This window comes from Paraburkholderia sp. RL17-368-BIF-A (assembly GCF_046054045.1).
Lineage (GTDB): Bacteria > Pseudomonadota > Gammaproteobacteria > Burkholderiales > Burkholderiaceae > Paraburkholderia > Paraburkholderia graminis.
On sequence record NZ_JARESN010000030.1, the window covers coordinates 1 to 24,512 of the forward strand.

Below are 24,512 nucleotides of genomic sequence, written 5' to 3' on the forward strand. Positions count from 1 at the left end.
CGGCGTCCGGAGCACGAAAGAGCGAGATTCTAGCGAGCCGGCTGGCGCCTTGCAAGCGTTATCTGCATTTATTCAAGGCGCCTTTTCTATACGGCCAATTTCTTCCGCAACAGGCGGTTTGGCGTCCGGCCTCAATGCGCCCGCAGCGGATGCTCCGATGGTCCAGTCATGCAGCACCGTGTATGCAACCGCCAGCAGCGTCGGTCCGATGAAGACCCCGAGGAAGCCAAACGCGAATGCGCCGCCGAGAATGCCCAACATGACGAGAATCAACGGCATGTCGCTGTTCTTGCCGATGAGAATCGGCTTGATCACATTGTCCGACATGCCCACAGCGAGCACGCCCCACACAACCAGGAAAATCGCCCAGCCGGTTGCACCGCCGTGATAGAGCCAGATGGCCGCGGGCAGCCATACGATCACAGGCCCGCCCGGTATTACCGAGAGAAAAAACGTAGCCAGTCCCAACAATGCAGGCGCCGGCACACCAGCGATCCAGCAGCCGAAGCCAGCCAGAATGCCCTGAACAAGCGCCGTGCCCAGAATTCCGTAGACCACGCCCTTGACGGTGCTGCCCGCCAGCGCCAGCAGATAGTCGGCGCGCTCACCCGCGATACGCCGCATGCCTGCGTTCAGCCACGCGCCGGCGCCCTCTCCTCCGGTGTAAAAGAAGAAGGCCAATATGATACTTAACGCGAGCAGGCCGAGACCGTGAGTCACGGCAATCCCTGCGGCAAGGATCCACTTACCGGCCGGCGCCGCAAGCGTACGCAACTGCGCGATCAGTTCGGAATTGCTGCTTGTCAGACTTTCCCAGAAACTCTGGATGCTCGAACCGACCACGGGAATTCGCGCCACCCAGGGCGGCAAATCCGGCAAGCCTGCTTCGAACAACCGCTGGACCAGCGCGACTATGTCGTGGACGTGCGCGCCAAACGCAAACCCGGCGTAGACGAACGGTCCCAGCACCACAATCAGGATGATGAGCACGATCAACGTCGCCGCCAGCTTGCGCCTTCCGCCAACCGCCGCGGTCAGTCGCCGGTAGAGTCCCCACGAGCTGTAGCTGAGAATCGCGCCCCACAAGAGAGCGGTCGTAAAAGGCGCGAGAACCAGCAACGAGCCGCCCACCAGGATAATCAGGGCAAACACCGCCGCGAGACGTTCAATCAATTGGTCCGATTTCACCATGAATCTCCTGTTGCGCCAGACCGAGGCGGCGAGCACGGACGCGCGTCGACGCCCGTAAAAAGCGGTCAGTATATATAAGCGACTTCCGCTTCCCCGCCCTCTTATATTATTTGACGAAGTCCCAACACAACGTACGTCGCACGTACGGCGCAGGTCTGATTTTTCATGCGGAAACGTCCTAATCGATCCCGCGCTGCGTCCCGAATAATATGGCGCGGCGTAAACGACTAGAATATAAGGTTCTGTGCACCCAACTTCCGGATTTATGCGCTCGCGAATCGCCAAACGTCTCCCCCCCGATGCCGACAAACTTGTCGGTCTTTCGCTCGCGCTTTTCGCGTCGGGCAGCCGCACCGAAGACCGCTTCTGGGAAGCGAAACTCGACGCGCTGCTGGCCAAGATCGTGCGCAACGCCAACCAGACCACGCTCGACGCAGCGCTCGACCACCTGCAGCAGAATCATCCCGATGCCTACGGCGCGCTTGCCGACATGGCCGAAACGCACAGCGAGTCGTTCGTCATCGAGCATGAAGGCGTGGCCTATGAAGCGCTGTTGATCGCCGCGCCGATCCTCGCGTGGACGCGCTACATGATTCCGTCGGGTCCGCTCAAAGCCGACGCAGCCGACGCCCTGCGCGCGCATCTGCAGGCTCACGTGCTCGCGGCCAACACGCGCGTCGCCATGGCTCCGTTCCTGTATAGCATCGACCAGTTGCCGCGCCATCACGTCGAAACCTGGCGCATTGCACAGCAGCTTGCACAAGCAGCCATGGCCAGCGGCAATCTCAAACTCAACTTCGGCGAATTGCCGGAAACGTCGCCGATTCTTGCCGACCCGCGCTTCCTCCTGGCGGTGGTCGCGGCCCCGGTCGGCGAGCCGACCTTTCGCTGGCAGGAGGAGGAACACGGCAGCCGGATCGAGCGCGGCCAATGTCTCGAGCAATGGGCAACGCAGGGCGGCGCCAACCTGTCGCTCGTGCTGCCGGGCTGCGAATTCGAGTGTCTGTTGCCGGATGCGTACTACTCCGCATGTCGCGACGCTGACGAACGCGTGCGTCCTCACACCGTCCGGACCGCCGTGCGTTATCTATTCGACACAATTGGCGCAGCGCCGCAAGAACTGCGCGCGGTGGTTGCCGGCTTCGGCGAGCGCCGCATCGACGAATACCGCGTCGGCTTCACGCGCCGCGGCAGCAACGAGGTGATTTACGGCGTCGTGTGGCCGCTTTACGGCCGCGAAAACGGAGAAGCAGGCATCGACGAAGAGCCGCAGGAAACTGCGCCGCCGGACGCTCCGCTCGAAGAAATCGTCGCGCTGCTCAAGGAAACCGGCGTGACTGACGTGCGTCGTCACGCAGGCCGGTTCGAGCCTGAATATTGCGATGACTGCGGCGTGCCGCTCTACGCCGACCCGCTCGGCGAAATCGTTCACGCCGAAATGCCCGAAGACGCCGAGCCCGCGCAGCCGCACTTTCACTAGGCAAGCGCGCCGCCGGCGCGTTGCAGTCCATCAAAAGCCTCGCCCTGTGCGGGGCTTTTTCATATGTCATTCCTCTTATGCCTTTTGGACAGGCCGTCAAACCGAAGGGAATTTGTCATGATAGAGACGGCGACGCATCGCAACGCCTGGCACAACGCGAGGCGACTGCATCGCGCCAATTCGCCCGACACATCTGGAGACATGCATGCGATTCTCGATACTCAACTCAGACGCGGAACGACGCGACGGCCTCAAAGCGCTGTTGCGGCAAATCAACCGGCTCGCGCGCTTTAACGAAGCACAAGACTGGCGCCAGGCCGAACGCACGCTCAAGCGTCAGTGGCCCGACCTGTTCGTCATCGACTGGCAGGACTGGATGTCGGTCAAGGACGTGCGGCATCTGCTTAGCCACTATCCGGACCTACGCATCGCGGTGCTGACCGACAGGATTTCGCCGAAGGCGGTGAGCGAACTCATGGACGAGGGCGTGCGCGGCGTGGTGCCGCGCGAAACCGACCCGTGCCTGATCGTGCGCGCCTTTGAAATGGTGCTGCTCGGCGGGCACTATGTGCCGTCCGGCGCGCTGCCGCTCAAGCCGCCGCTGCCGGCAGACACGGCAATCCGCCCGTTCGACGAAAAGAGCCCGCCGCCGCGCCGCGTCAGGTTGTCGAACGGACTGTCGCCTCGCCAGCAGCAGATCATGCGCTGCGTCCATATGGGCAGCACCAACAAGATGATTGCGCGCACGCTCGGCATCAGCGAGGGCACCGTCAAGATCCATCTGACGAGCATATTCCAGCAACTCGGCGCACCCAATCGCGCGGCCGCGGTCGCGCTTTACAACGGCTGGCTGGCGAACCATTTACAAGTACTGCGCAATAAAGGACAGAGCCTGCTTCGTCCGGTCATGGGTCAAGCGGGCCTGGTGCCGCTGCGGCGCGCAGCACTGCGGCGCTTCGAATACCCGTTGTCGGCTAACGAGACGGCGGCGCCCTTGCCGATGGCAGCCGAGCCCGGCACGGCATACGACGACGGCGAATCCGCCGCCGACCTTCCGCCAGAGCCCGTCACCGAAGGTTCGTCGTGAGGTGACGGACCGCGCGCGAGCGTGATGCGCGATTTCTGCCAGCGCGTGCATCGGCTGGCATGGAATCCGCTCACACCTTTTGTCGTCCAACGAGTAATATGAGACTCATGGGTTTCCTCTACACACCGCTTCCATTCTGGATCGCTGTCGGTGGCTGGATCGCCACTGCGATAGTGGTCGCGCTCGCGCTGTGGAAAAATCCTTTCAAACGACTTCAGGACGGCACGTTGCAGCACGTGTGGCTGGCGATCATCGTCGCCGTGTCTGTGCTGTGGGCAAGCAACGCGTGGCTCGACGACGGCACGGTCATGCATCTGCTCGGCGCAACGCTCGTCGTCACGCTGTTCGACTGGGCCCTCGCACTGCTTGCAATGGCGGTGGTCACCGGCCTCGCGGGTCTCATCTTCGACGCACCGTGGCAAGGCATCGCGCTGACTTTTCTCGTGTTCGGCGCGGTGCCGGTCGGTATTTCCACGTTGCTTCAGCGGGCCAGTATTGCGTGGCTGCCACGCAATCTCTTCATGTTTATCTTCGGCCAGGGCTTTCTGTCGCCGGCTATTGCCGTTTCGCTCACGGCGGCCGCGGCGCTCGGCGTTCACGTTGCGCTCGCCGGCGGTTCCGCGACTGTCATACCGGCGGGCTACGCGCTCAGCGTGCTTCTGCTGGCCACGGGCGAAGCCTGGTTCACGGGAATGTCCACCGCATTGATCGCGGTCTACCGCCCTGCATGGGTCACCACTTATGATGTCCGGCGATACCGGCTCGGCGGACCGCGCACTTGAGCGCGACGCAAGGTCGTAGCGCGCGGCTCGTATGTGCGGCTCGCGTGCGAGTGAGCTTGCCGCGCCGTTGCCAGCGAACGCGCGCCTCGCATAACAAAGCCCCGCAAAATAGCGGTCGAAAAATAGTTGCGGCACGATTGAACTCAACCATGCCGCCAGGCATCTTACGTGCCTCACGTCTTATTAGCGTCTAACGAACTTGATGGATTGCACCAACGCACCGCGCCGATTACTGCGGCTGGTCGGCCGGTTGGCAAGTTTCGCAGCGAGCCTCTCGCTCGCTTGCACCGCGCCCGCATTCGCCGACCAACTCGAACAGCACAACGATCTCGTCAACAGATTTGTCAATGAAATGCGCGCCGACCCGCTCGTCGCGGATTGCGCCGCGCATGGCAATTTTGTCGCGAGCACGTCGACCGCCTTTGATCACGTCGAGTTTCCTCCCAGTTCGTTCGACAGCGCACACGCGTCGATCACGCCGTGGAACGATTCGTTCGACGAGGGCAAGCAGCGTGTCAAAGTCGACAACATCGTCACCGTGGAAGGACTCGGCATCCGTCAGAACGGCGCAGGCGACGCAGCGGATCTGAAGTTCCGTTGCGGCTACGTCGGCTCGCAGATGCTCGCGTTTAGCTGGAACGACCCGGTGCCGCCTACGCGCGCACGCAGCGTGGAGCAGCCGCAGTCGCGCGCGACGTCGGGCAAGCATCGCGGAAGCAAGGGCAAGCAGGCGGCAAGTGGCAAGAGTGCAAAGAAGAGCACGGCCAAATCGTCGAAGAGCACGTCGAGTAAATCGTCGAGCAAGAAAGCGCCGGTGAAGAAGAAGCACTGAGACGGAGAAAGCTCTGACAGCGCGCGTCCGATGCCGGCGATACGCCGCGTATGACGGTCGTCGGCAACATGGCATTACGACCGGCCATTTGCGAGCGTCCGCGCGAATCCAAACTCAGCACCCTACTGCTCCCCTGACCCGCCAATAAAAAAGGCACACACGCAATCCGTGTGTGCCCTTCCCTTCTATTGCAATTGCGCGCGGCGAATCAGCCAAACGTCTCCAGATGCCGCAAGATCGCTTGCAGCATCGACGCGCCGAGCGACGCGCTGCGCTCGCCGTTCCAGCCCACGCGTTCGTCGGGCAAGTTGGCGTTGTCCTTAAAGGGCATCTCGAGCGTCAGCGACAGGCAACCGAATTCATTGCCGATATATTTCGAAGCGAGCTTGAGCGCATCTTCGCGATACTTGCTCGCAGCATAGCCGTACTTGTCCTGAAAATCAGGACTTGCCTGCTTGAAGGCTTCGATAAACGCTTTCTGTTCCTCGCGTTGCCGCTCGGTGAATCCCGGCAGCATCTCGGAACCGGCCACGAAAACATACGGCAGCGCCTCATCGCCGTGAATGTCGAAGAACAGATCGCAGCCGGTTGCGTGAATCGCGTCGCGTACGACGAGCACCTCGGGACTGCGCGCGGCATCCGGCTCCATCCACTCGCGATTCAGATTCGCGCCCGCCGCGTTGGTGCGCAGATTGCCGCGCACGCTGCCGTCCGGATTCATGTTCGGCACGATGTGGAACACCGCGTGATCGTAGAGCTTGCGCGCAACCGGATCGCCCGCCCAATCGCCCCAGCCGACGAGCCGCTTCACGAGTCCTTCGATAAACCATTCGGCCATCGTCTCGCCCGGATGCTGACGCGCGATCAGCCAGATCTTTTTCTTCGGCATCTTCAGCATATCGCCGCTTTGCGGTGTGCCGAGCGTGAGCAGGGAAACCGGCCGGCCTTCGACGGTCGTGCCCAGTTCGGTCAGCGTGGCCTGCGGCATCTGTTGAACTGCGCCCAAAAATTCGGCGTGGCGCTCCTCGCTATACGGCTCGAAGTACGCGTAGTAAATGCGGTCGAACTCCGGCGTGTGGTCGATGGTGAGCACCCGGCCGTCATACGATGTAGGCACGCGAAACCAGTTCACGCGATCGTAACTGGCCACGGCCTGGTAGTCGCGCCAGCCTTCCGCGAACGCGCACGCCGCCGCATTTTCGAAAGTCATCACGCAGCGCTCGCCGGCCGCGCCCGAGAGCCGGAAGTAGAACCACTGCGCGAACTCCGCGTGGCTGTCCGGCCGAACGCGCAAGCGGATACTGCCCGCGCTCGCGCAAGACAGCACCTCGATCGCGCCTGCGTCGAAGTTGCTCGTAATCGATAAACTCATGATGTGGTTCCCTGCATGATTGTGCGGCGCTCCGTCGGGCGGCAGTCAGCTTAGTCAGCGACGCGGCGGCGAAATACGTAAGTGGAATCGTTCGACGCTTTAGCGTCGAATGCATAGCCTTCGGAGTCGAACGTCTTCAGTTGTTCAGGCTTGTCGACGCGGTTCTCGACCGCATAGCGCGCCATCAACCCGCGCGCGCGCTTCGCATGAAAACTGATGATCTTGTAGCGGCCGCCCTTCCAGTCTTCGAACACCGGCGTAATGACCGGCGCGTCCAGCAGCTTCGGCTTGACCGACCTGAAATATTCGCCCGACGCGCAATTCACGAGAACCCGCGAACCTGCGGCGCGCTTCTTCAACTGCGCGTTCAGCGCCTGCGTGATGCGCTCGCCCCAGAACGCGTACAGATCCTTGCCGCGCGGATTGGCGAGGCGCGTGCCCATCTCCAGACGGTACGGCTGCAGCAGATCGAGCGGACGCAGCAGGCCATACAGTCCCGACAACACGCGCACATGGTTCTGCGCAAAGTCCAGATCCGCCGACGACAAGGTCTTCGCGTTGAAGCCCTCGTACACGTCGCCGTTGAACGCGAGCACGGCCTGCTTCGCGTTGTCCGTGCCGAAGCGCGGCGACCACTGCGCGTAGCGCTCGTGATTGAGGTGCGCGAGCTGGTCGGAAATGCTCATCAGCGAGGCGATCTGTTGCGGCGACAAACGGCGTAGACCGCTGATCAATTCGGCGGCATCGTCGATGAAATCGGGGATCGTGTGCTTCTTGACGTGAGGCGGGGTGTCGTAGTCGAGCGATTTCGCCGGCGACAGAACGATTATCATAGAGGCTTGCAGGCACGCCGTGCCTGGCGGTCAAAGACGAAAGCCAGATTGTAACGAATGCCCGGTTCCCATGCCTCACGCGGCGCTTTGCGCGTCGTTCTCGATTCCAATGTCTGGATCGACATTCTCGTGTTCGACGATCCGCACACGCGGCCGATTCGCGCCGCGCTCGAAAGCGGCGCGCTCGCCGCGCTGATCGACGCCCGTTGCCTCGCCGAACTGACTTACGTGCTCGACTATCCGCAATTCGTCGAACGCAACGTGGACAAGTCCGCGGCGCTGGCGGTCGTCGCGCGGCTCGCGCAGCTTGTGGAGGTCGCAGCGCAGCCGGAAGACGCGCGGCCGCTGCCGAAATGCAAGGACCGCGACGATCAGAAATTTCTGGAACTCGCGCACGCAGCGCAAGCGCACTGGCTGATTTCGAAAGACCGCGCCGTGCTGAAACTGGCGAAGCGGATCGCGCGCGATTTCGGCTTTCAGATCGCACAGCCGGCGCCGTTCGCAGCTTCGCTAAGTGAGGCGCCTGGCGGTTCGGCAAGCGCTTCCACGAACCCGGCGACCCCAGCCGTGGAAACCCCGGTATAACCCTGGCCTCGCGGCCGTCGGCACACAGCAGCCGCGCACGCGGCGCCGCGATTCCCTACAATCAGGCTTCGCCGGTTTCAAACGATGCCTTCGCCCACTCACCCGTTTCGCCGAACAGCGCCATGAATGCACCGCACGACACGCCCATGAGTCCCTCGTTTCCCTCGCGCCTGCCGAACGTCGGCACCACGATCTTTACCGTGATGAGCGCGCTCGCCGCCGAGAAAGGTGCGGTGAACCTCGGCCAGGGCTTTCCCGACTTCGGCTGCGATCCGCGCATCGTGGATGCGGTCGCGAACGCGATGCGCGACGGCCACAACCAGTATCCGCCGATGGCAGGCGCCGCGCCGCTGCGCGCAGCCATCTCCGAGAAGATCGCCAACCTGTACGGACGCCGCTACGACGCGACGACGGAAATCACCGTCACCGCCGGCGCCACCCAGGCGCTGTTGACCGCGATCTTGTGCACGGTCCATCCTGGCGACGAAGTCATCGTGATCGAGCCGACCTATGACAGCTATCTTCCGTCGATCGAACTGGCCGGCGGCAAGCCGGTATTCGTCACGCTCGACGCGCCGGACTACGCGATCCCGTTCGACAAGCTCGCCGCCGCCATCACGCCGAAAACGCGGCTCCTGCTGATCAACACGCCGCACAATCCGACCGGCACGGTCTGGCGCGCCGACGACATGCGCAAGCTGCAAGACATCGTGCGCGGCACCAACGTGCTGATTCTGTCCGATGAAGTGTACGAGCACATGGTCTACGACGGCGCGCCGCACGAAAGCGTCGCCCGTTATCCGGAACTGGCGCAGCGCAGCTTCGTCGTGTCGAGCTTCGGCAAGACCTATCACGTAACGGGCTGGAAAGTCGGCTACGTGGCGGCGCCCGCAGCGCTGACAGCGGAATTCCGCAAAGTGCACCAGTTCAACGTGTTCACCGTGAACACGCCGATGCAGATCGGTCTGGCCGACTATATGAAAGACCCGGCGCCCTACCTGGAGCTCCCGGCGTTCTATCAGAAGAAGCGCGATTTTTTCCGCGCCGGTCTCGCGAATTCCCGCTTCAAGCTGCTGCCTTGCACGGGCACGTACTTCCAGTGCGTCGATTACTCGGCCATCAGCGATCTGCCCGAAGCCGAATTCGCGCAGTGGCTGACCGGCGAGATCGGCGTCGCGGCGATTCCGGTTTCCGCGTTCTATCACGAGGCGCATGAGTCCGGCGTCGTGCGCTTCTGTTTTGCAAAGCAGGAAAGCACGCTCGCCACGGCGCTCGAGCGGCTGGCGCGGCTCTAGCATGTCGCGTGCGATGCTGCGAACGAACCCACGTTCCTCGCCATCGCGCGTAGCGGCTAATGCGTGTGGTGCGCGGCGCGGCTCGCTTCATGTCGCGCGTTGCATTGTGCGTGACGTCGTTCCTTGCATTGCGCGCCGCGTTGCATCAAGCCGGACGCGACGCCGCGATATACGCCTTACGGTCCTCGGTCACGCGCTGCGCGGCGGGCCGTCCGTTGATCGCCTTCACATAGCTTTTCCAGTCCACGCCGGCATCGAGCAAAAAGTCGCGGCCGTAAATAGCCTGCGTCGTCATGCCGACAAGCGGCAAGCTCACGAAGCCCGCGGCGTCCGCGATACTGAACCGTTCGCCGCGCAAGTACGGCGCGAACTTCGCGATCCGCCTGAAGCCCGCGATGTGATGCGCAAGCAGCTTCTCGACGCGGCCCTTGGTCGCGTCGGTGACGGTGCCGCCGAAAAACGCTTCCTTGTACAGATTGCGCGCCGTCAGCTCCAGATGCACGTCGACGAACGTGATCAACTCGCGCTCCTTCGCGGCCTCCCACGGATCGGCGGAGAAAATCCGCTTGTCGGGAAAGCGCGCGGCCAGGTATTCGACAATGCATTGCGACTCGCAAAGATCGCCGTCTTCCGTCTGCAGGTAAGGCACTTTGCCAAGCGGCGAATGCGCGACGACGGCCTCGTCCTGGCTCGGCTGCACGAACACTTCCTCGAACTCGATGCCGTGTTCCAGCAGAACGAACTTCACCTTGTTGTAGTAGTTCGAAAGCGCGAATCCGCAGAGCTTGATCATCGTTGTCTCCTCATTGCTTCGGTAGGTGAGGCCGCCGGTCCGAGCAGAGGCGGCGGCCGCCGCGCAACCATCGAGTAATTGCACGAGCGTGCTATTCTAAAATAACCATGGAGTCGAGCAACATCATGACCTCTCGCAACTTCAGCATCGAGACTATCGGCATTGTCGGCAGCGGCGCGATGGGCCGCGGCATTGCGCAGATCGCGGCGCTCGCGGGCCTGAGCGTGCGCCTGTACGACACCAATCCGGCTGCTATCGGCGCCGCGCGCGACTACCTCGCCGAAACGTTCGCCAAACTGACCGCCAAGGGCAAGCTCGACGAAGCCCGCTCGCTTGCTGCGCTCGCCAACGTCAAGGCCGCGCATGCGATCAGCGAACTGGTGGACTGCGATCTCGTGATCGAAGCGATCGTCGAAAAACTCGACGTCAAGCAGGCGCTCTTTCGCGAGCTAGAGACTGTGGTCAGCGGGCGTTGCGTACTCGCGTCGAACACGTCGTCGCTGTCCATCACGGCGATTGCCGCGGGCTGTACCGACCCGTCGCGCGTGGTCGGCTATCACTTCTTCAATCCGGTCCCGCTGATGAAAGTCGTCGAAGTGATCGACGGCCTGCGCAGCGACCGCGAGGCGGGCGACGCGTTGATGGACCTCGCGCGCCGCATGGGCCACACACCGGTCCGCGCGAAAGACATGCCGGGCTTCATCGTCAATCACGCGGGCCGCGGCATGAACACCGAGGGCCTGCGCGTGGCCGGCGAAGGCGTGGCGAGCTTCGTCGACATCGACAGGATCATGCGTGAGCAAGCGGGCTTTCGTCTCGGCCCGTTCGAGCTGCTCGACCTGACTGCGCTCGACGTCTCGCACCCGGTGATGGAGTCGATCTACCATCAGTTCTATGAAGAGCCGCGCTTCACGCCCTCGCCCATCACCGGCACGCGGCTCGCGGGCGGACTGCTGGGACGCAAGACGGGCGAAGGGTTTTATCGCTACGAAGACGGCAAACAGCAGGTGCCCGCGGAGGCGCCCGCGCCCGCGGCGCTGCCAGGCAGCGTGTGGGTCAGCAAGCGTTACCCAGGAGCCTACGATGCCGTCGTGCAACTCATCAGCAAGGCGGGCGTGAAACTCGACGAAGGCGCGACGCCCGCCGCCGACTCGCTGATCGTCGTCACGCCGTTCGGCCACGACGCAAGCACGGCCGCCGTGGACGAAACGCTCGACGCGAGCCGCGTCGTCGCGATCGACGCGCTCTTTCCGCTCGTCGGCGCGCAACGCCGCACGCTGATGACAACACCCGCGACCACACGCGCCGCGCGCGATGCGGGTCACGCGCTCTTTGCCGCCGACGGCGTGCCCGTCACCGTGATCCGCGACTCGACAGGCCTCGTCGCGCAACGCGTGGTGGCCACGATCGTCAACATCGGCTGCGACATCGCGCAGAAACAGATCGCGACGCCGCAAGACATCGACCTCGCCGTGACGCTCGGCCTCGGCTATCCGCGCGGCCCGCTCGCACTCGGCGACGCGCTCGGCGCGGCAACCATCCTCACCATTCTGCGCAACATGTACGACGTGCTCGGCGATCCGCGCTACCGGCCATCGCCGTGGCTCGCGCGCCGCGCGCAACTCGGCATGTCGCTCACGCAATGCGACGCCGCCGACAACCCCACGGAGACACAATCATGAGCGCCGAACTGCTGACCTCGCGCCCGCCCGAAAGCGAATCGACGCTGGTCCTCACGCTGTCCAATCCCGGCGCTCGCAACGCGCTGCATCCCGACATGTACGCGGCCGGAATCGAAGCGCTCGATTCGGTGGAACGCGATCCGTCGATTCGCGCCGTCGTGATCGCGGGCGCGGACAATTTTTTTTGCGCAGGCGGCAATCTGAATCGCCTGCTCGAAAATCGCGCGAAAGATCCTTCCGTGCAGGCACAAAGCATCGACCTGCTTGCCGAGTGGATTTCGGCGCTGCGGTTTTCATCGAAACCGATTATTGCGGCCGTCGACGGCGCCGCAGCCGGCGCGGGCTTTTCGCTCGCGCTCGCGTGCGATCTGATCGTCGCTGGGGAAGACGCCAAATTCGTGATGTCGTATGCACGCGTCGGCCTCACGCCCGACGGCGGCGGCTCATGGTTCCTCGCGCAGGCCCTGCCTCGCCAACTCGCAACGGAAGTGCTGATCGAAGGCAAGCCGATCGGCGCCGCGCGTTTGCACGAAGTGGGCGTCGTCAACAAACTGGCGAAGCCGGGCACCGCGCGCGACGCCGCCGTTGCGTGGGCCGACGAACTCGGCAAGATCTCGCCCAATTCGGTCGCGCGCATCAAGACGCTGGTGTGCGCGGCCGGCACGCAGCCGCTTTCCACGCATCTGGTTGCGGAGCGCGATAACTTCGTCGCTTCGCTGCATCATCGCGAGGGGCTCGAGGGCATTTCCGCGTTCCTCGAAAAACGCGCTCCCGTGTACAAGTGAACAAGGATCATGGCCGCCTATCAGCTACCCAAGCGCCGCCGCATTTACCTGATGCGTCACGGCGACGTGACGTACTTCGACGACTCCGGCCGCACGATCGATCCTGAAACCGTGCCGTTGAACGCCAACGGCCGCGAACAGGCGAGCGCGGCGGGCCGCGTGTTCGCTGAGCAGCAGGTGCGCTTCGATCGCGTGATCGTCAGCGGCTTGCCGCGCACGATCGAAACCGCGCAGCGCGTGCTGGCCGAGACCGGTCAGCAGATCGAACTGGAGATCGAGCCGGCCTGGCAGGAGATTCGCGGCGGCAAGCTGCGGCAGATTCCGCTGCAAGACCTCGAAGCGGCGTTTCTCGGCGTGTTCGACGGTATCGTGCCGGAAAGCACGCGCTTTCTCGATGGCGAGACGATCGGCGAGTTGTTCGATCGCGTCGTGCCCGCGGTCGCCGCGTTGCGCGAAGACAGTTCGTGGGACACGGTGTTGCTGGTGCTGCACGGCGGCGTCAATCGCGCGATTCTGTCGCATGCGCTCACCGCGGGCGGCCGCACTTTCTTCGGGCATCTCGCGCAGGCCACGGGCTGCATCAATGCGCTCGACGTAGGCACCGCACCACGCGACTGGGTGCTGCGTGCAATCAACTATTCGCCGCCGTCGCCGCTGCATCGCGACATCCGCAATACGACGATGGAAATTCTCTACGCACAATTCATCCAATCCACGCGTAGCTGAAACCGAACCGGAGGAGACACATGGCGCAAGCGTCACACAGCGGCGAGCCGGAACAGCAAGCGGATTACTCGGCCTTCGAGGGCACGCGCCCCGTCAACGAGCGTCAGCGCTTTGACGGCGACGCGCTCACCGCGTGGCTCGCGCAACACGTCGACGGTTTTTCGGGGCCGCTCACGGTTGAGCAGTTCGCCGGCGGCCAGTCGAACCCGACCTTCAAACTGGTCACGCCCTCGCGGGCCTATGTGATGCGCGCGAAGCCCGGACCGGCGGCGAAATTGCTGCCGTCCGCGCATGCCGTCGAACGCGAATATCGCGTGATGCATGCGCTTGCCGACACGGACGTGCCCGTCGCCCGCATGCTCGCGTTGTGCGAGGACGAAAGCGTGATCGGCCGGGCCTTTTACGTGATGGAGTTCGTCGAAGGCCGCGTGTTATGGGATCAGTCGCTGCCGGGCATGAGCGCCAATGAACGAGCCGCAGTCTACGACGAAATGAATCGCGTGATCGCCGCTCTCCACAGCGTCGAGCCGGATAGCGTGGGTCTTTCGGACTACGGCAAGCCGGGCAACTACTTCGCGCGTCAGATCGGCCGCTGGAGCAAGCAGTATGTCGCGTCCGAAACCGAACCCATCGACGCGATGCAGCGCCTGATCGAATGGCTGCCGCAGCATATGCCGGCCGAGACGGGGCAACGCGCGTCGATCGTGCATGGCGATTATCGGCTCGATAACCTGATCTTCGATCGCAAGGAACCGAAAGTGCTTGCCGTGCTCGACTGGGAGTTGTCGACGCTCGGCGATCCGCTCGCGGACTTCGCCTATCACTGCATGGCGTGGCACGTCGATCCCGCGCAGTTTCGCGGCATCGCGGGTCTCGACTGGGCAGCGCTGGGCATTCCCGACGAGCAGCAGTACGTCGAGCGCTATTGCAAACGTACCGGCTTCGAGATTCGCGGCGACTGGAATTTTTACCTCGCCTACAACATGTTCCGTATCGCCGCGATTTTGCAGGGAATCATGAAGCGTGTCGTCGATGGCACGGCGGCGAGTGCACAAGCTCTGGATGCAGGCCGTCGCGCGAGACCGATGGCCGAGCTCGCCTGGCGTTACGCGCAGAAAGTGCGCTGATGACCGGCGCGGCCGCCGCGCTTCATCACGCTTGCATGCTTGCACTTCAGGCAACGCCCACATTGAATGTCGTCCGTTATCCGCGAGGTCATAGATGAATTTCGATTACACCCCGAAGGTTCAGGCGCTGCGCGAAAAGCTGCTCGCGTTTTTCGACGAGCACATTTATCCAAACGAGCACGCGTTCTACGCGGAGATCGCGCAAAACCGGCAAGACGGCAACGCGTGGCAGCCGACGCAACTGATCGAAGAACTCAAGCAGAAAGCGCGCGACGCGGGGCTCTGGAATCTGTTCCTGCCCGACTCCGTGCGCGGCGCCGGGCTCAGCAACCTCGAATACGCGCCGCTGTGCGAAATCATGGGCCGCGTGCCCTGGGCGCCCGAGGTGTTCAATTGCAATGCGCCCGACACCGGCAACATGGAAACGATCGAGCGCTACGGCAGCGAAGAGAACAAACGCGAATGGCTCGAGCCGCTTTTGCAAGGGCACATTCGTTCGGCATTTCTGATGACGGAGCCGGAAGTCGCTTCGTCGGATGCCACGAATATCCAGACCAGCATCGTGCGCGATGGCGACTATTACGTGATCAACGGGCACAAGTGGTGGTCTTCGGGCGCGGGCGATCCGCGTTGCAAGATCTACATCGTGATGGGCAAGACCGATCCCGATGCGCCGCGCCATCAACAGCAGTCAATGATCCTCGTTCCCGCCGACGCCACCGGCATCACGGTGCGCCGTCCGCTTTCCGTTTTCGGTTACGACGACGCGCCGCACGGCCACATGGAAATCACGCTCGAGAACGTGCGCGTGCCGGCGACCAACATGCTGCTCGGTGAAGGCCGCGGCTTCGAGATTGCGCAAGGGCGCCTCGGACCCGGACGCATCCACCATTGCATGCGTCTCATCGGCCTCGCGGAGCGCGCGCTCGAATTGATGTGCAAACGATCGCTGCAACGCGTCGCCTTCGGCAAGCCCGTGGCGATGCAAGGCGTGACGCAGGAGCGCATTGCAGAAGCGCGCTGCATGATCGAACAGGCGCGCCTGCTCACGCTCAAAACCGCGTACATGATGGACACGGTGGGCAACAAGAGCGCGCGCGGCGAAATTGCGATGATCAAGGTGGTCGCGCCTAACATGGCGTGTCAGGTGATCGATTGGGCGATCCAGGCGCACGGCGCCGGCGGCATCAGCGACGACTTCCCGCTCGCGTACGCTTATGCGTCGGCCCGAACGCTGCGTTTCGCCGACGGTCCCGATGAAGTGCATCGTAATGCGATCGCCAAGCTCGAACTCGCGCGTTTTATGGAGCCGGGCGCGGCGGCTCGCGTCGAGACGCCGGTTACGCGCGTTTGATGTCTTGCGTGCGGGAAGCTGTTTTTTTGCTCCGTTGGCGGCGGCGTTTCGACTGCGCGGCGGTCGTGGCCGTCGCCAGCAGCATCGTGCGATCTATGCTCTAATTTTCGCGAAGCGCGGCGCCCCGGTGGCGCCGCTGTCATAAACGAAAAGGAGCGAGGATGATCGACGTCTATAGCTGGGCGACCCCAAACGGCCACAAGGTCCATATCATGCTCGAGGAGACGGGCCTCGAGTACAACGTGCACGCAATCAACATCGGCGCCGGCGATCAGTTCAGCGCCGAATTTCTGGACATCAGCCCGAATAACAAGATTCCGGCCATTACGGATTCCGAAGGCCCACAAAGCGCGGACGGCAAACCGTTCGCGTTGTTCGAATCGGGCGCGATACTGATTTACCTCGCCGAAAAAACCGGCCGCTTTCTGCCGACCGAGCCGGCTGCCCGCTATTCAGTGCTGCAATGGCTGATGTTTCAGATGGGCGGACTCGGCCCCATGCTCGGGCAGACGCACCACTTTCGCATCTACGCGCCCGAGCCGATCGAATACGCGGTCAACCGCTACACGAACGAAACGCGTCGCCTGTATGGCGTGATGGATAAGCAACTCGGCAAGACGCAATATCTCGCCGGGAACGACTATACGATTGCCGACATCGCATCGTTTCCGTGGACGCGTTCATGGCAGAACCAGGGCGTCGAACTCGACGCATTTCCGAACGTGAAGCGATGGCATGAAGAGATCGCCGCGCGCCCGGCGGTTATGCGTGGTGTCGAAGTGCTCGCGTCCGCACGCAAACCGCTGATGGACGACAAGGCTAAAGAGGTGCTGTTCGGCGCGACGCAGTACGCGAAGCATTAGGACGTAGCTGCGGCGTGTGCCTCGTGCCGTCCGCCTTGCGCGCTTTTCTTTCGCGCAGAGAGGCGCGAGGCGGCTCGCATGCCGCCCGCGCCGTGTGCTTTCGAAGCGGCCCGTCGAACGCTCAGAAATAGTGGCGCGTGATGAACTCGGCGACACACACTGGCCGGTCAGCGCCCTGCCGCTCCACGGCCACATTCCATATCACTTGCACGCCCGCATTGTCGACATCTTCGACCGACGCGACAGCGAACTGCGCGCGCAATTGGGAGCCCACCAATACCGGCGACGTGAACCGCACGCGGTTCAATCCATAGTTGACGGCCATGCGTTGCTCGAGCCGTACCGTTTTTTGCAGCAGCGCCGGAATCAGCGAAAGCGTCATGAAACCGTGCGCAATCGCACCGCCGAATGGTGACTCACGCCGCGCGCGCTCCGGGTCGACGTGGATCCACTGCTGGTCGCCGGTGGCCTCGGCGAAACGATCGACACTCGGCTGGTCGATCGTCACCCAGTCGCTAACAAGCGCCGCTCCGCCGACGAGCGCACGCAGCGCCGCACTATCGCGGAACACGGCACCAGGCGACGCGCTCGGCGCAGTCATGATGAAGCGCCCGGATTGCGCAAGCCGAACAGGCCTTTGGAGCGCACCGTGATCACCGTCTCGCCATGCTGATTGATGCCCGCCCATTGCGTGGACACGATGCCGCGATCCGGCTTGCTCTCCGACACGCGCTTGTCGAGCACCGAGTTCGTCATGGTGATCGTGTCGCCGACGCGAACCGGCTTCAGCCAGCGTATTTCGTCGATGCCCGGCGAGCCCATCGACGTGGAGCCCGCCAGCGCGTTGCGCACCAGCATGCCCATCATGACCGAACAGGTGTGCCAGCCGCTCGCCACCAATCCGCGAAATGCGGACGCTTCGGCGGCGGCTTCGTCGACATGGAACGGTTGCGGGTCGAACTTCTGCGCGAACTCGACGATTTCCTCGCGCGTGAAAGTGTGCTTGCCGATTTCGGTCGTCGAGCCGACCGTCATGTCCTCGTAACTCAGACCCATCTCTTTATCTCCTGGCTGGCCGATTCGGTCGGCTAATCAAACTTCCGTGCTGATAAACGCAGGCAGCGCGGCAAACCGTGCGAGGTGATGATCGACATCGCCCAACGTGGTTTCAATGATAGCGAGACGTTTGAACAGATGCGCGGCGGCGACCTCGTTCGTCACGCCCATTCCGCCGTGCAACTGCACCGCCTGCTGGCCGACGAAACGCGCAGCCTGCCCCACGCGTACCTTGGCCGCGGAAATGGCGTGGCGGCGTTCGTCGACGTCTTCGCTCGAATAGCGCATGGCGGCAAGATAAGTGACCGAACGCGCCTGCTCGGCGTGAATCAGCATTTCGACCATGCGATGCTGCAATGCCTGAAAGCGCGCGATGGGTTGGCCGAACTGCTGGCGCGTCTTCGTGTAGTCGACGGTTGCGGCGTTCAATGCGTCGAGCGCGCCGAGCGCTTCCGCGCACAACAGCAGCGTGCCGTAGTCCGCGATGTGCTCGAGGGCCGCCGCGCCCGAGTGCGGCCCGCTCAAACGGCGTGCCGGCGTGCCGTTGAATTGCAGGGTTGCGGCGCGTTGTCCGTCGATGGTGCGGTAGTCGGTGAGGGTCACGCCTGCCGCATCGCGCGCGACGACGAAAAGTGCGATCTCGCCATTGGCACGCGCGGGCACGATCCAGTGATGCGCCTGCGCGCCATGTATCACGACCGATTTCGTACCCGTAAGCGTGTGCTGTTCACCTTGTCCGCTCGCGGTGGTCGCGACGTCGAACAGATCGTAGCGCGCCCGCGGTTCGTGGAATGCGACCGCGAGCTTGATCTCGCCTTGGGCCGCACGCTCGAGCAGCGACACGTCTTCGCCCTGGCCCGTCCCGGCAAGCCGCAATGCCTCGATGCCCACTGCCGTCGCCCAATAAGGCTCGACCACCAAAGCGCGGCCGAGCTCCTGCATGACCACGAGCATATCGACGGGTCCGCCGTTGAAACCGCCTTGCGCTTCGGGCACCGGCAATGCGGTCAGGCCCAACTCGGTGAAAGCTGCCCAGTGAGCGTCCGACACACCGGCATCCGAACGCACGATCGCCTGGCGCGCTTCGAAGCCGTAGCTCTTGTCCAGATAGCGGCGCAGCGCGTCGGCGAATTGTTGCTGCTCGTCGTTGAAAGTGAAGTCCATGCGCCGCTCCTCAAAGTCCGAGAATCATCTGCGCGATGATGTTCTTTTGAATTTCATTCGAGCCGCCGTAAATCGACGTCTTGCGGAAGTTGAAGTAATACGCGGCCAGAGGCGCGGCATCGTCGTCTCCGGCAATGCTGTGCTCGCGCTCGCCCTCGAGGAACGGCACGTCGAACGGAGCGGCGAGTGGCCCGACGGCCTCGACCATGAGTTCGGTCAACGCCTGCTGCACCTCCGTGCCCTTGATCTTCAGCATCGACGCTTCCGGTCCCGGTCCGCGTCCGCCTGCTTCGTTAGCGACCACGCGTTGCACGGTGACTTCGAGAGCCATCAGTTCGATCTCGAGATTCGCGACTTTTGCAGCGAATACCGGGTCATTCAAAAGGGGCTTGCCGTTCTTTTTCTGATCGAGCGCGAGGCGCTTCAGAAAAACCAGTTCGCGTTTCGACTGGCCGACGCGCGCAATGCCGGTGCGCTCATGCCCGAGCAGATATTTTGCGTAAGTCCAACCGCGATTTTCCTCGCCGATCAGATTCTCGACCGGCACCTTCACGTCTTCAAAGAAAACTTCGTTGACCTCGTGGTCTTCGTCGAGCGTGATGATCGGCCGGACGGTAATGCCCGGCGTTTTCATGTCGATGAGCAGGAACGAAATGCCCTCCTGCTTCTTCGCGCCGCTGTCGGTGCGTACGAGACAAAACATCATGTCCGCGTGCTGCCCCAACGTGGTCCAGGTTTTCTGCCCATTGACCATGTAATGATCGCCGACCCGTTCGGCACGCGTGCGCAGCGATGCGAGATCGGAACCGGAGCCCGGCTCTGAATAGCCCTGACACCACCAGTCAGTGCCGTCGAGAATGCGCGGCAGGTAATAGCGTTTCTGCGCCTCGTTGCCGTACTTCATAAGAACCGGCGCGACCATCGACACACCGAATGGCAACACTGTCGGCGCGCCGACACGGGCGCACTCTTCGTCCCAGATATGGCGCTGCGTGGCATCCCAGCCGGGACCGCCGTATTCTGTCGGCCACGCGACAACCGACCAGCCGCGCGTGCCCAGCAGCTTGTGCCAGTTGGCGAAGTCGTCGCGGTTCAAACGCTTGTGGTTGAGTACCTTCTCGCTGAGTTCGCGAGGCAGATTGGCTTCGAGCCAGGCGCGGATCTCGGCGCGGAACGCCTTCTCAGCGGGGGAATAGTCCAGATTCATGCGTAGTGTCTCCTGGCCGCCACCACCCGCCGCCAGAGAGCCACTGCGCTATTGCAGAGGTTCCTTCAAGGCAGCCGGGACCGGCAGCGGCATCACTTCGATGCCTTCTTCGACCAAAGCTCGCGCGTCTTCCGGCGTTGTGACACCGCGAATATTGCGGGCGGGCGCTTCGTTGTAGTGAATGCGCCGCGCTTCCTCGGCGAAGCGGTCGCCCACGTTCTCGGTCTTTTCCAGTACCTCGCGCAATGCGCGCATGACACGCGCCTGCAATTCACCTGCGGCCGCGGGCGCTTTCGCTTTCGCCTCTACCCCATGAGAGAGATTCAGGCGCGGAGCCGACGGCAAACGGCTCACTTCTTTCGCTCCGCAAATCGGACATTCGACCAGCTTGCGGGACTGCTGCGATTCGAAGTCATCAGCCGAAGCAAACCACCCTTCGAACCGATGGCCGTGCGGACACTGTAAATCGAGGACCTTCATATGGAATCAGGGCTTGCGTGCCAGTTTAGCGCAAAACGAAAATTTGTGAACGGTCGTTCGCAAAAACTTCACGCGCAACGCGCGACGAGTTGGGCGCTGCCGGAAGATGAGGCGCGGTGGGCGATTTTAACGCTTTGCGCAGACCCCTGCCGAAGGCTGTATGACTCCGCGCAATGCGGCGTGCGTGCGTGAGCCAACGCCCAGCGCTTCGCCCCCAACGACGTATCAGCCTCACGCGTGCGAACCCCTCCGTTCACGATTGACGCTCACGCCACCAGGCATTCCAGCCGACGATTGAAGCGCGGTTCAAGCTCCCGCGCCTCTTTGGCAAGGTTGACCTGTTTAGCCGTTTTGGCGACGTCGAAAACGTCGGCCTTGATGTCGTAGCCACCGCGCGCGTTCAGCCAGTCCAGCACGTCCGACAGATGCCAGACTGACGCGCTTCCCTCGTGCACCGGCGGGGGAAATTCGACCGCATGGCTCAACATGAGCTTGCGCATGTTTTGCCGCGATACGCCGGCAATTTCGGCGACGTCGGTCAACCCGACGAAGTCGGGCCCGGCTTCGACAAGCCGTGCCGACGGCACCGCCTTTTTGACGTCTCCGAGCGCGCTGACCAGTGCCTCGACCGCCGACGGTGCTTCGCGCGAAAAGACGAGCGCCAGTCGCCCCGCTTGCCCCACGCCGACCGTGGCGTCGTCGCAGCCTGCGTCGCCCAGGCGTTCGACAATCGCGTCAAGATCACTGTCTTGCGCGGCAAGCTTATACTTCAACGTGAACGTATATTCCATTTGCTACTCCTGCTTTATTCGGCCACAACGTTGCCTACTCAATGCTTTTGCGAACGATGCGCCGTGCAATTGTCGACCACACGCCGCAAATGTCTGGCGTGGTTATCAGCATTCTTCGGCGTACTCCATACGCTTGAAATGCAGAATTCTCCGCAACGGCACTCCGCATCTTTGTAAGGGCAATACATTTTTCCCCAGGCGTGGCCCTTGCCTCCGCTCTGTATGCGCCACCCGCGCCGCTCGGCATAAGCCAGCGCAGCCTCTATCTCTTTCTTAGCGTGGACTCCACGAACCATCCTGTCCTCCAATTTAATACTCGCGAATCAGGTTGTCAAGTGACAACCTGATTTTTATCGCGGAGCTTAACCGCCTCACATGCTTCGTTATCCCGATTAATGCGGCAGTGAAGACGTTTGCCGGCCTTCCATACTAAAGTTGCCGCCGCGATCACGCGAGACTGCCGGATGGCATAGGACAAAGGCGCTCATATTCAGACACCGCACGCCGCGGTAAAGACAGAAGCCTTATCGCGCTTCAGAATGACGAAGCCCCTGCCGGTCGACGACCGGCAGGGGCTTCCTGGATGCGGCGCAAGCGTCGCCTGCGCGTTGGGAGACTCTGAAAAAACTACTGCGGCTGCGCCATCGGCCAGACGCCGGACAGCACTTTCTCCAGCCAGAACGTGCCGATAATCGTTTTCACGTCAGTGATCTTGCCGGTCCGCACCCACTCCGACACTTCGGGAACCGTAGCCGTAAACATTTCGAGGAACTCGCCGTCGTCGAGCTTGCGCTCGCCCGCAGTCAAGCCGCGCGCGAGGTAGATGTCGATGAACTCGGTCGAGTAGGAAATGATCGGGTGAACACGCGTCAGGTACACATACTCGCGCGCCGTGTAGCCCGTCTCCTCGCGCAATTCGCGAATGGCGCAAGCGAGCGCGCCTTCGTTCGGATCGAGCTTGCCGGCCGGATATTCGACCATGACCTTGCCCATCGGATAGCGATACTGGCTTTCCAGCAGCACACGGCCGTCGTCGAACAGCGGAATCACCATCACGGCGCCGGGGTGCTCCACATACTCACGGGTCGCATGCTTGCCGTCGGGCAGGCGCACGGTGTCGCACTTGAGCGTCAGGAACGGCCCCTGGTGGACCGTCTTACTGTCGACACAGGTCTCGGTAAGGACGGCGTCGTGGTCGGGAAGTTCAGCCATATGCGGACCTCGGGACAGCTTGGTGCGCGACGGCGAGACGCCGTCAGCGGCGTTTGACGAGATACTGGAAGGTGAAGCCGGGGAAGGCGAACACGACGAACAGCGCGAACGTGATCGCGTAGAACTGCCAACCCTGTTCGAAGCGGTTGCCGGCGCGCGCTTCGAGCAGAAAGCCCAGCGCGCCGACCACGAAGTACAGCACGATCAGCTCGGCAATCCGGACCCACGCGCTTTTCTTCGCCGCCTTCAACGGGACGGCGGCGAAGAGCCGCTGATTCAGGAACGGCAGATTGGCGCCAACCAGCGCCAACAGCACGATAAACCAGCCCGCTGCCGACATCAGAACGACAGCGTGTGCTGGATAGCCTGCAGGCAAGCCTTCAACAGCGGATCGGGCACGATACCCAGCACCAGCACGGCCACGCCATTGAGCGCGAGCAACGCGCGCGTGCCCGTGTCCGCGACGATCGCCGACTTGTCTTGCGGCTCGTCGAAGTACATGAGCTTCACGATACGCAGGTAGTAGAACGCGCCGAACAGCGACGTGATCACCGCGAGCACCGTGAGCCAGGTCAGGCCGGCGTTCATCGTGGCCTGCAGCACCGCGAGCTTCGCGTAGAAACCGACCGCAGGCGGAATGCCGGCGAGCGAGAACATCATCACCATCATGACGAACGCGAACACCGGGCTGCGTTGATTCAGCCCCTTGAAGTCGTCGAGCGTATCGGCTTCGAATTCACGGCGCGCAAGCAGCATGATGACGCCGAAGGTGCCCATCGTCGTGATCAGATAGACGATGCTGTAGTACATCGCCGAGCCATACGCGCTCGCAGCGCCCGTGGTCTTGTGATCGACCACGCCGGCCAGCAGGCCGAGCAGCACGAAGCCCATGTTCGAGATCGCCGAGTACGCGAGCATACGCTTGACGTTGCGCTGCACGATACCCGTGATGTTGCCGACGATCAACGACAGCGCCGCGAGAATCACCAGCATTTGCTGCCATTCGACTGCGAGCGGCAGCAGACCCATCACCAGGAAGCGCAGGCCCCATGCGAATGCCGCCACCTTCGGACCACCGCCGACCAGCAGCGTCATCGCCGTCGGCGCGCCCTGATAGACGTCGGGCACCCACATGTGGAACGGCACGGCGCCCATCTTGAACGCCACACCGGCGACGATGAAGATAACGCCGAACAGCAGCACGCTCGGATCGTAGTGGCTCTGACCGATCGCCTTGAACACTTCGTTCAGATCGAGCGAGCCGGTCGCGCCGTACAGCATCGAGATGCCGTACAGCAGGAAGCCGGAAGCCAGCGCGCCGAGCACGTAGTACTTCATGGCCGCTTCGTTCGACGGCGCGGCTTCACGACGCAGCGCGATCACGCCATAGAGCGACAGCGACATCAGTTCCAGACCGAGATACAGCGTCAGGAAGTTGTTGCCGGAGATCATGACGAGCTGACCGAGCAGCGAGAACATGCCGAGCAGGAAGAACTCGCCGCGATACAGCCCGCGATCTTCGAGGTAGCGGCGCGAATACACGATCGTGACCGCGTAGCCGAGCGTCACCACCGCTTTCATCAGACTCGCGAACGAGTCGACGACGTACATGCGGCTGAAGAAGTAGTGCACCGACGGGTCGAACGCATTGACCGCGAACCAGATGCCGGCGACGAGCGACGACAGGAACGCGATGAAATACGTGGTACGGCGACCGGCCTGGCCGACGAACGTGTCGTTGAGCCACGCGACGACAACGGCGAGCATCACCAGTGCGTCGGGCAACAGAGCAGTCATAGGGGCGTTTTGCATGGT

Annotated in this window: 26 protein-coding genes; 12 read left to right on the forward strand and 14 right to left on the reverse strand. The window is 62.6% G+C overall.

Translation table 11 applies throughout. The features are described from left to right. Positions 1-72: 72 nt before the first annotated feature. Positions 73-1,188: an AI-2E family transporter gene (locus P0D87_RS30605; protein ID WP_258196196.1), complete on the reverse strand. Its 1,116-nt coding sequence runs from the start codon at positions 1,186-1,188 to the stop codon at positions 73-75. Positions 1,189-1,456: 268 nt separating this feature from the next. Between P0D87_RS30605 and P0D87_RS30610 the strand changes: the two genes are divergently transcribed. The 4 genes from P0D87_RS30610 to P0D87_RS30625 all read left to right on the forward strand — a co-directional run bounded on the left by P0D87_RS30610 (position 1,457) and on the right by P0D87_RS30625 (position 5,372). Beyond that, a complete protein-coding gene (locus tag P0D87_RS30610) occupies positions 1,457-2,671 on the forward strand; it encodes a DUF2863 family protein (protein ID WP_053857828.1) in 1,215 nt (404 codons plus the stop codon). Between the two features lie 205 nt (positions 2,672-2,876). Continuing rightward, positions 2,877-3,758 (forward strand): response regulator transcription factor, encoded by an 882-nt coding sequence (locus P0D87_RS30615; protein ID WP_029969763.1) that lies wholly within the window; start codon positions 2,877-2,879, stop codon positions 3,756-3,758. A 107-nt stretch (positions 3,759-3,865) separates the two neighbouring features. Continuing rightward, the gene (locus P0D87_RS30620) at positions 3,866-4,540 is read left to right on the forward strand and encodes an energy-coupling factor ABC transporter permease (protein WP_029969765.1); all 675 of its coding nucleotides are present in this window, start codon (positions 3,866-3,868) and stop codon (positions 4,538-4,540) included. A 202-nt stretch (positions 4,541-4,742) separates the two neighbouring features. Next, positions 4,743-5,372 carry a BspC domain-containing protein gene (locus P0D87_RS30625; protein ID WP_029969766.1) on the forward strand — a complete coding sequence of 210 codons (630 nt, stop codon included), beginning with the start codon at positions 4,743-4,745 and terminating at the stop codon, positions 5,370-5,372. 208 nt (positions 5,373-5,580) lie between these two features. Here P0D87_RS30625 and P0D87_RS30630 read toward each other — a convergent pair whose 3' ends face one another. After that, positions 5,581-6,744, reverse strand: a complete 1,164-nt coding sequence (locus P0D87_RS30630; protein ID WP_053857827.1) for a M14 family metallopeptidase — start codon at positions 6,742-6,744, stop codon at positions 5,581-5,583. Between the two features lie 50 nt (positions 6,745-6,794). Then, positions 6,795-7,577 (reverse strand): peroxide stress protein YaaA, encoded by a 783-nt coding sequence (gene yaaA / locus P0D87_RS30635; protein ID WP_053857826.1) that lies wholly within the window; start codon positions 7,575-7,577, stop codon positions 6,795-6,797. A 57-nt stretch (positions 7,578-7,634) separates the two neighbouring features. On the opposite strand from yaaA, the gene P0D87_RS30640 reads away from it, so the two are divergent. Continuing rightward, positions 7,635-8,162: a putative toxin-antitoxin system toxin component, PIN family gene (locus P0D87_RS30640; protein ID WP_053857825.1), complete on the forward strand. Its 528-nt coding sequence runs from the start codon at positions 7,635-7,637 to the stop codon at positions 8,160-8,162. Between the two features lie 122 nt (positions 8,163-8,284). Further along, positions 8,285-9,457 carry a pyridoxal phosphate-dependent aminotransferase gene (locus P0D87_RS30645; RefSeq protein WP_029969769.1) on the forward strand — a complete coding sequence of 391 codons (1,173 nt, stop codon included), beginning with the start codon at positions 8,285-8,287 and terminating at the stop codon, positions 9,455-9,457. A gap of 145 nt (positions 9,458-9,602) precedes the next feature. Here P0D87_RS30645 and P0D87_RS30650 read toward each other — a convergent pair whose 3' ends face one another. Beyond that, positions 9,603-10,250 carry a glutathione S-transferase family protein gene (locus P0D87_RS30650; RefSeq protein ID WP_006052875.1) on the reverse strand — a complete coding sequence of 216 codons (648 nt, stop codon included), beginning with the start codon at positions 10,248-10,250 and terminating at the stop codon, positions 9,603-9,605. 125 nt (positions 10,251-10,375) lie between these two features. Here P0D87_RS30650 and P0D87_RS30655 point away from each other — a divergent pair, with 125 nt between their 5' ends. The 6 genes from P0D87_RS30655 to P0D87_RS30680 all read left to right on the forward strand — a co-directional run bounded on the left by P0D87_RS30655 (position 10,376) and on the right by P0D87_RS30680 (position 16,787). Beyond that, complete coding sequence (locus P0D87_RS30655) at positions 10,376-11,932, forward strand: 3-hydroxyacyl-CoA dehydrogenase (protein WP_053858989.1); 1,557 nt, start codon at positions 10,376-10,378, stop codon at positions 11,930-11,932. Then, complete coding sequence (locus tag P0D87_RS30660; protein WP_006052877.1) at positions 11,929-12,717, forward strand: oxepin-CoA hydrolase, alternative type; 789 nt, start codon at positions 11,929-11,931, stop codon at positions 12,715-12,717. Before P0D87_RS30655 ends, P0D87_RS30660 begins: the two co-directional genes overlap by 4 nt. A gap of 9 nt (positions 12,718-12,726) precedes the next feature. Continuing rightward, positions 12,727-13,443 (forward strand): histidine phosphatase family protein, encoded by a 717-nt coding sequence (locus tag P0D87_RS30665; protein ID WP_006052878.1) that lies wholly within the window; start codon positions 12,727-12,729, stop codon positions 13,441-13,443. A 20-nt stretch (positions 13,444-13,463) separates the two neighbouring features. Continuing rightward, positions 13,464-14,570 (forward strand): phosphotransferase, encoded by a 1,107-nt coding sequence (locus P0D87_RS30670; protein WP_053857824.1) that lies wholly within the window; start codon positions 13,464-13,466, stop codon positions 14,568-14,570. A gap of 94 nt (positions 14,571-14,664) precedes the next feature. Beyond that, a complete protein-coding gene (locus P0D87_RS30675) occupies positions 14,665-15,924 on the forward strand; it encodes an acyl-CoA dehydrogenase family protein (protein WP_053857823.1) in 1,260 nt (419 codons plus the stop codon). A 161-nt stretch (positions 15,925-16,085) separates the two neighbouring features. Then, complete coding sequence (locus tag P0D87_RS30680; RefSeq protein ID WP_053857822.1) at positions 16,086-16,787, forward strand: glutathione binding-like protein; 702 nt, start codon at positions 16,086-16,088, stop codon at positions 16,785-16,787. A 121-nt stretch (positions 16,788-16,908) separates the two neighbouring features. On the opposite strand, the gene P0D87_RS30685 is transcribed toward P0D87_RS30680, so the two are convergent. From P0D87_RS30685 to nuoN, 10 genes are all read right to left on the reverse strand, one after another. After that, positions 16,909-17,388, reverse strand: a complete 480-nt coding sequence (locus P0D87_RS30685) for a MaoC family dehydratase (protein WP_053857821.1) — start codon at positions 17,386-17,388, stop codon at positions 16,909-16,911. After that, entirely contained in the window at positions 17,385-17,843 is a 459-nt protein-coding gene (locus tag P0D87_RS30690) for a MaoC family dehydratase (protein WP_006052883.1), read from the reverse strand. The genes P0D87_RS30685 and P0D87_RS30690 overlap by 4 nt, the downstream gene beginning before the upstream one ends. 36 nt (positions 17,844-17,879) lie before the next feature. Continuing rightward, entirely contained in the window at positions 17,880-19,007 is a 1,128-nt protein-coding gene (locus P0D87_RS30695; RefSeq protein ID WP_053857820.1) for an acyl-CoA dehydrogenase family protein, read from the reverse strand. A gap of 10 nt (positions 19,008-19,017) precedes the next feature. After that, on the reverse strand, positions 19,018-20,214 hold the full coding sequence (locus P0D87_RS30700) for an acyl-CoA dehydrogenase family protein (RefSeq protein WP_053857819.1): 1,197 nt from the start codon (positions 20,212-20,214) through the stop codon (positions 19,018-19,020). 48 nt (positions 20,215-20,262) lie between these two features. Further along, on the reverse strand, positions 20,263-20,694 hold the full coding sequence (locus tag P0D87_RS30705; RefSeq protein WP_029969785.1) for a DUF1178 family protein: 432 nt from the start codon (positions 20,692-20,694) through the stop codon (positions 20,263-20,265). Between the two features lie 266 nt (positions 20,695-20,960). Then, positions 20,961-21,485, reverse strand: coding sequence for a helix-turn-helix transcriptional regulator (locus tag P0D87_RS30710; RefSeq protein ID WP_053857818.1), 525 nt, complete (start codon positions 21,483-21,485; stop codon positions 20,961-20,963). 38 nt (positions 21,486-21,523) lie between these two features. Further along, entirely contained in the window at positions 21,524-21,781 is a 258-nt protein-coding gene (locus P0D87_RS30715) for a hypothetical protein (RefSeq protein WP_006052888.1), read from the reverse strand. 331 nt (positions 21,782-22,112) lie between these two features. After that, positions 22,113-22,697, reverse strand: a complete 585-nt coding sequence (locus tag P0D87_RS30720) for an NUDIX domain-containing protein (RefSeq protein ID WP_006052889.1) — start codon at positions 22,695-22,697, stop codon at positions 22,113-22,115. A gap of 43 nt (positions 22,698-22,740) precedes the next feature. Next, positions 22,741-23,037, reverse strand: coding sequence for a DUF2818 family protein (locus P0D87_RS30725; protein ID WP_006052890.1), 297 nt, complete (start codon positions 23,035-23,037; stop codon positions 22,741-22,743). Then, positions 23,037-24,509 (reverse strand): NADH-quinone oxidoreductase subunit NuoN, encoded by a 1,473-nt coding sequence (gene nuoN / locus P0D87_RS30730; protein ID WP_006052891.1) that lies wholly within the window; start codon positions 24,507-24,509, stop codon positions 23,037-23,039. The genes P0D87_RS30725 and nuoN overlap by 1 nt, the downstream gene beginning before the upstream one ends. Positions 24,510-24,512 lie beyond the last annotated feature (3 nt).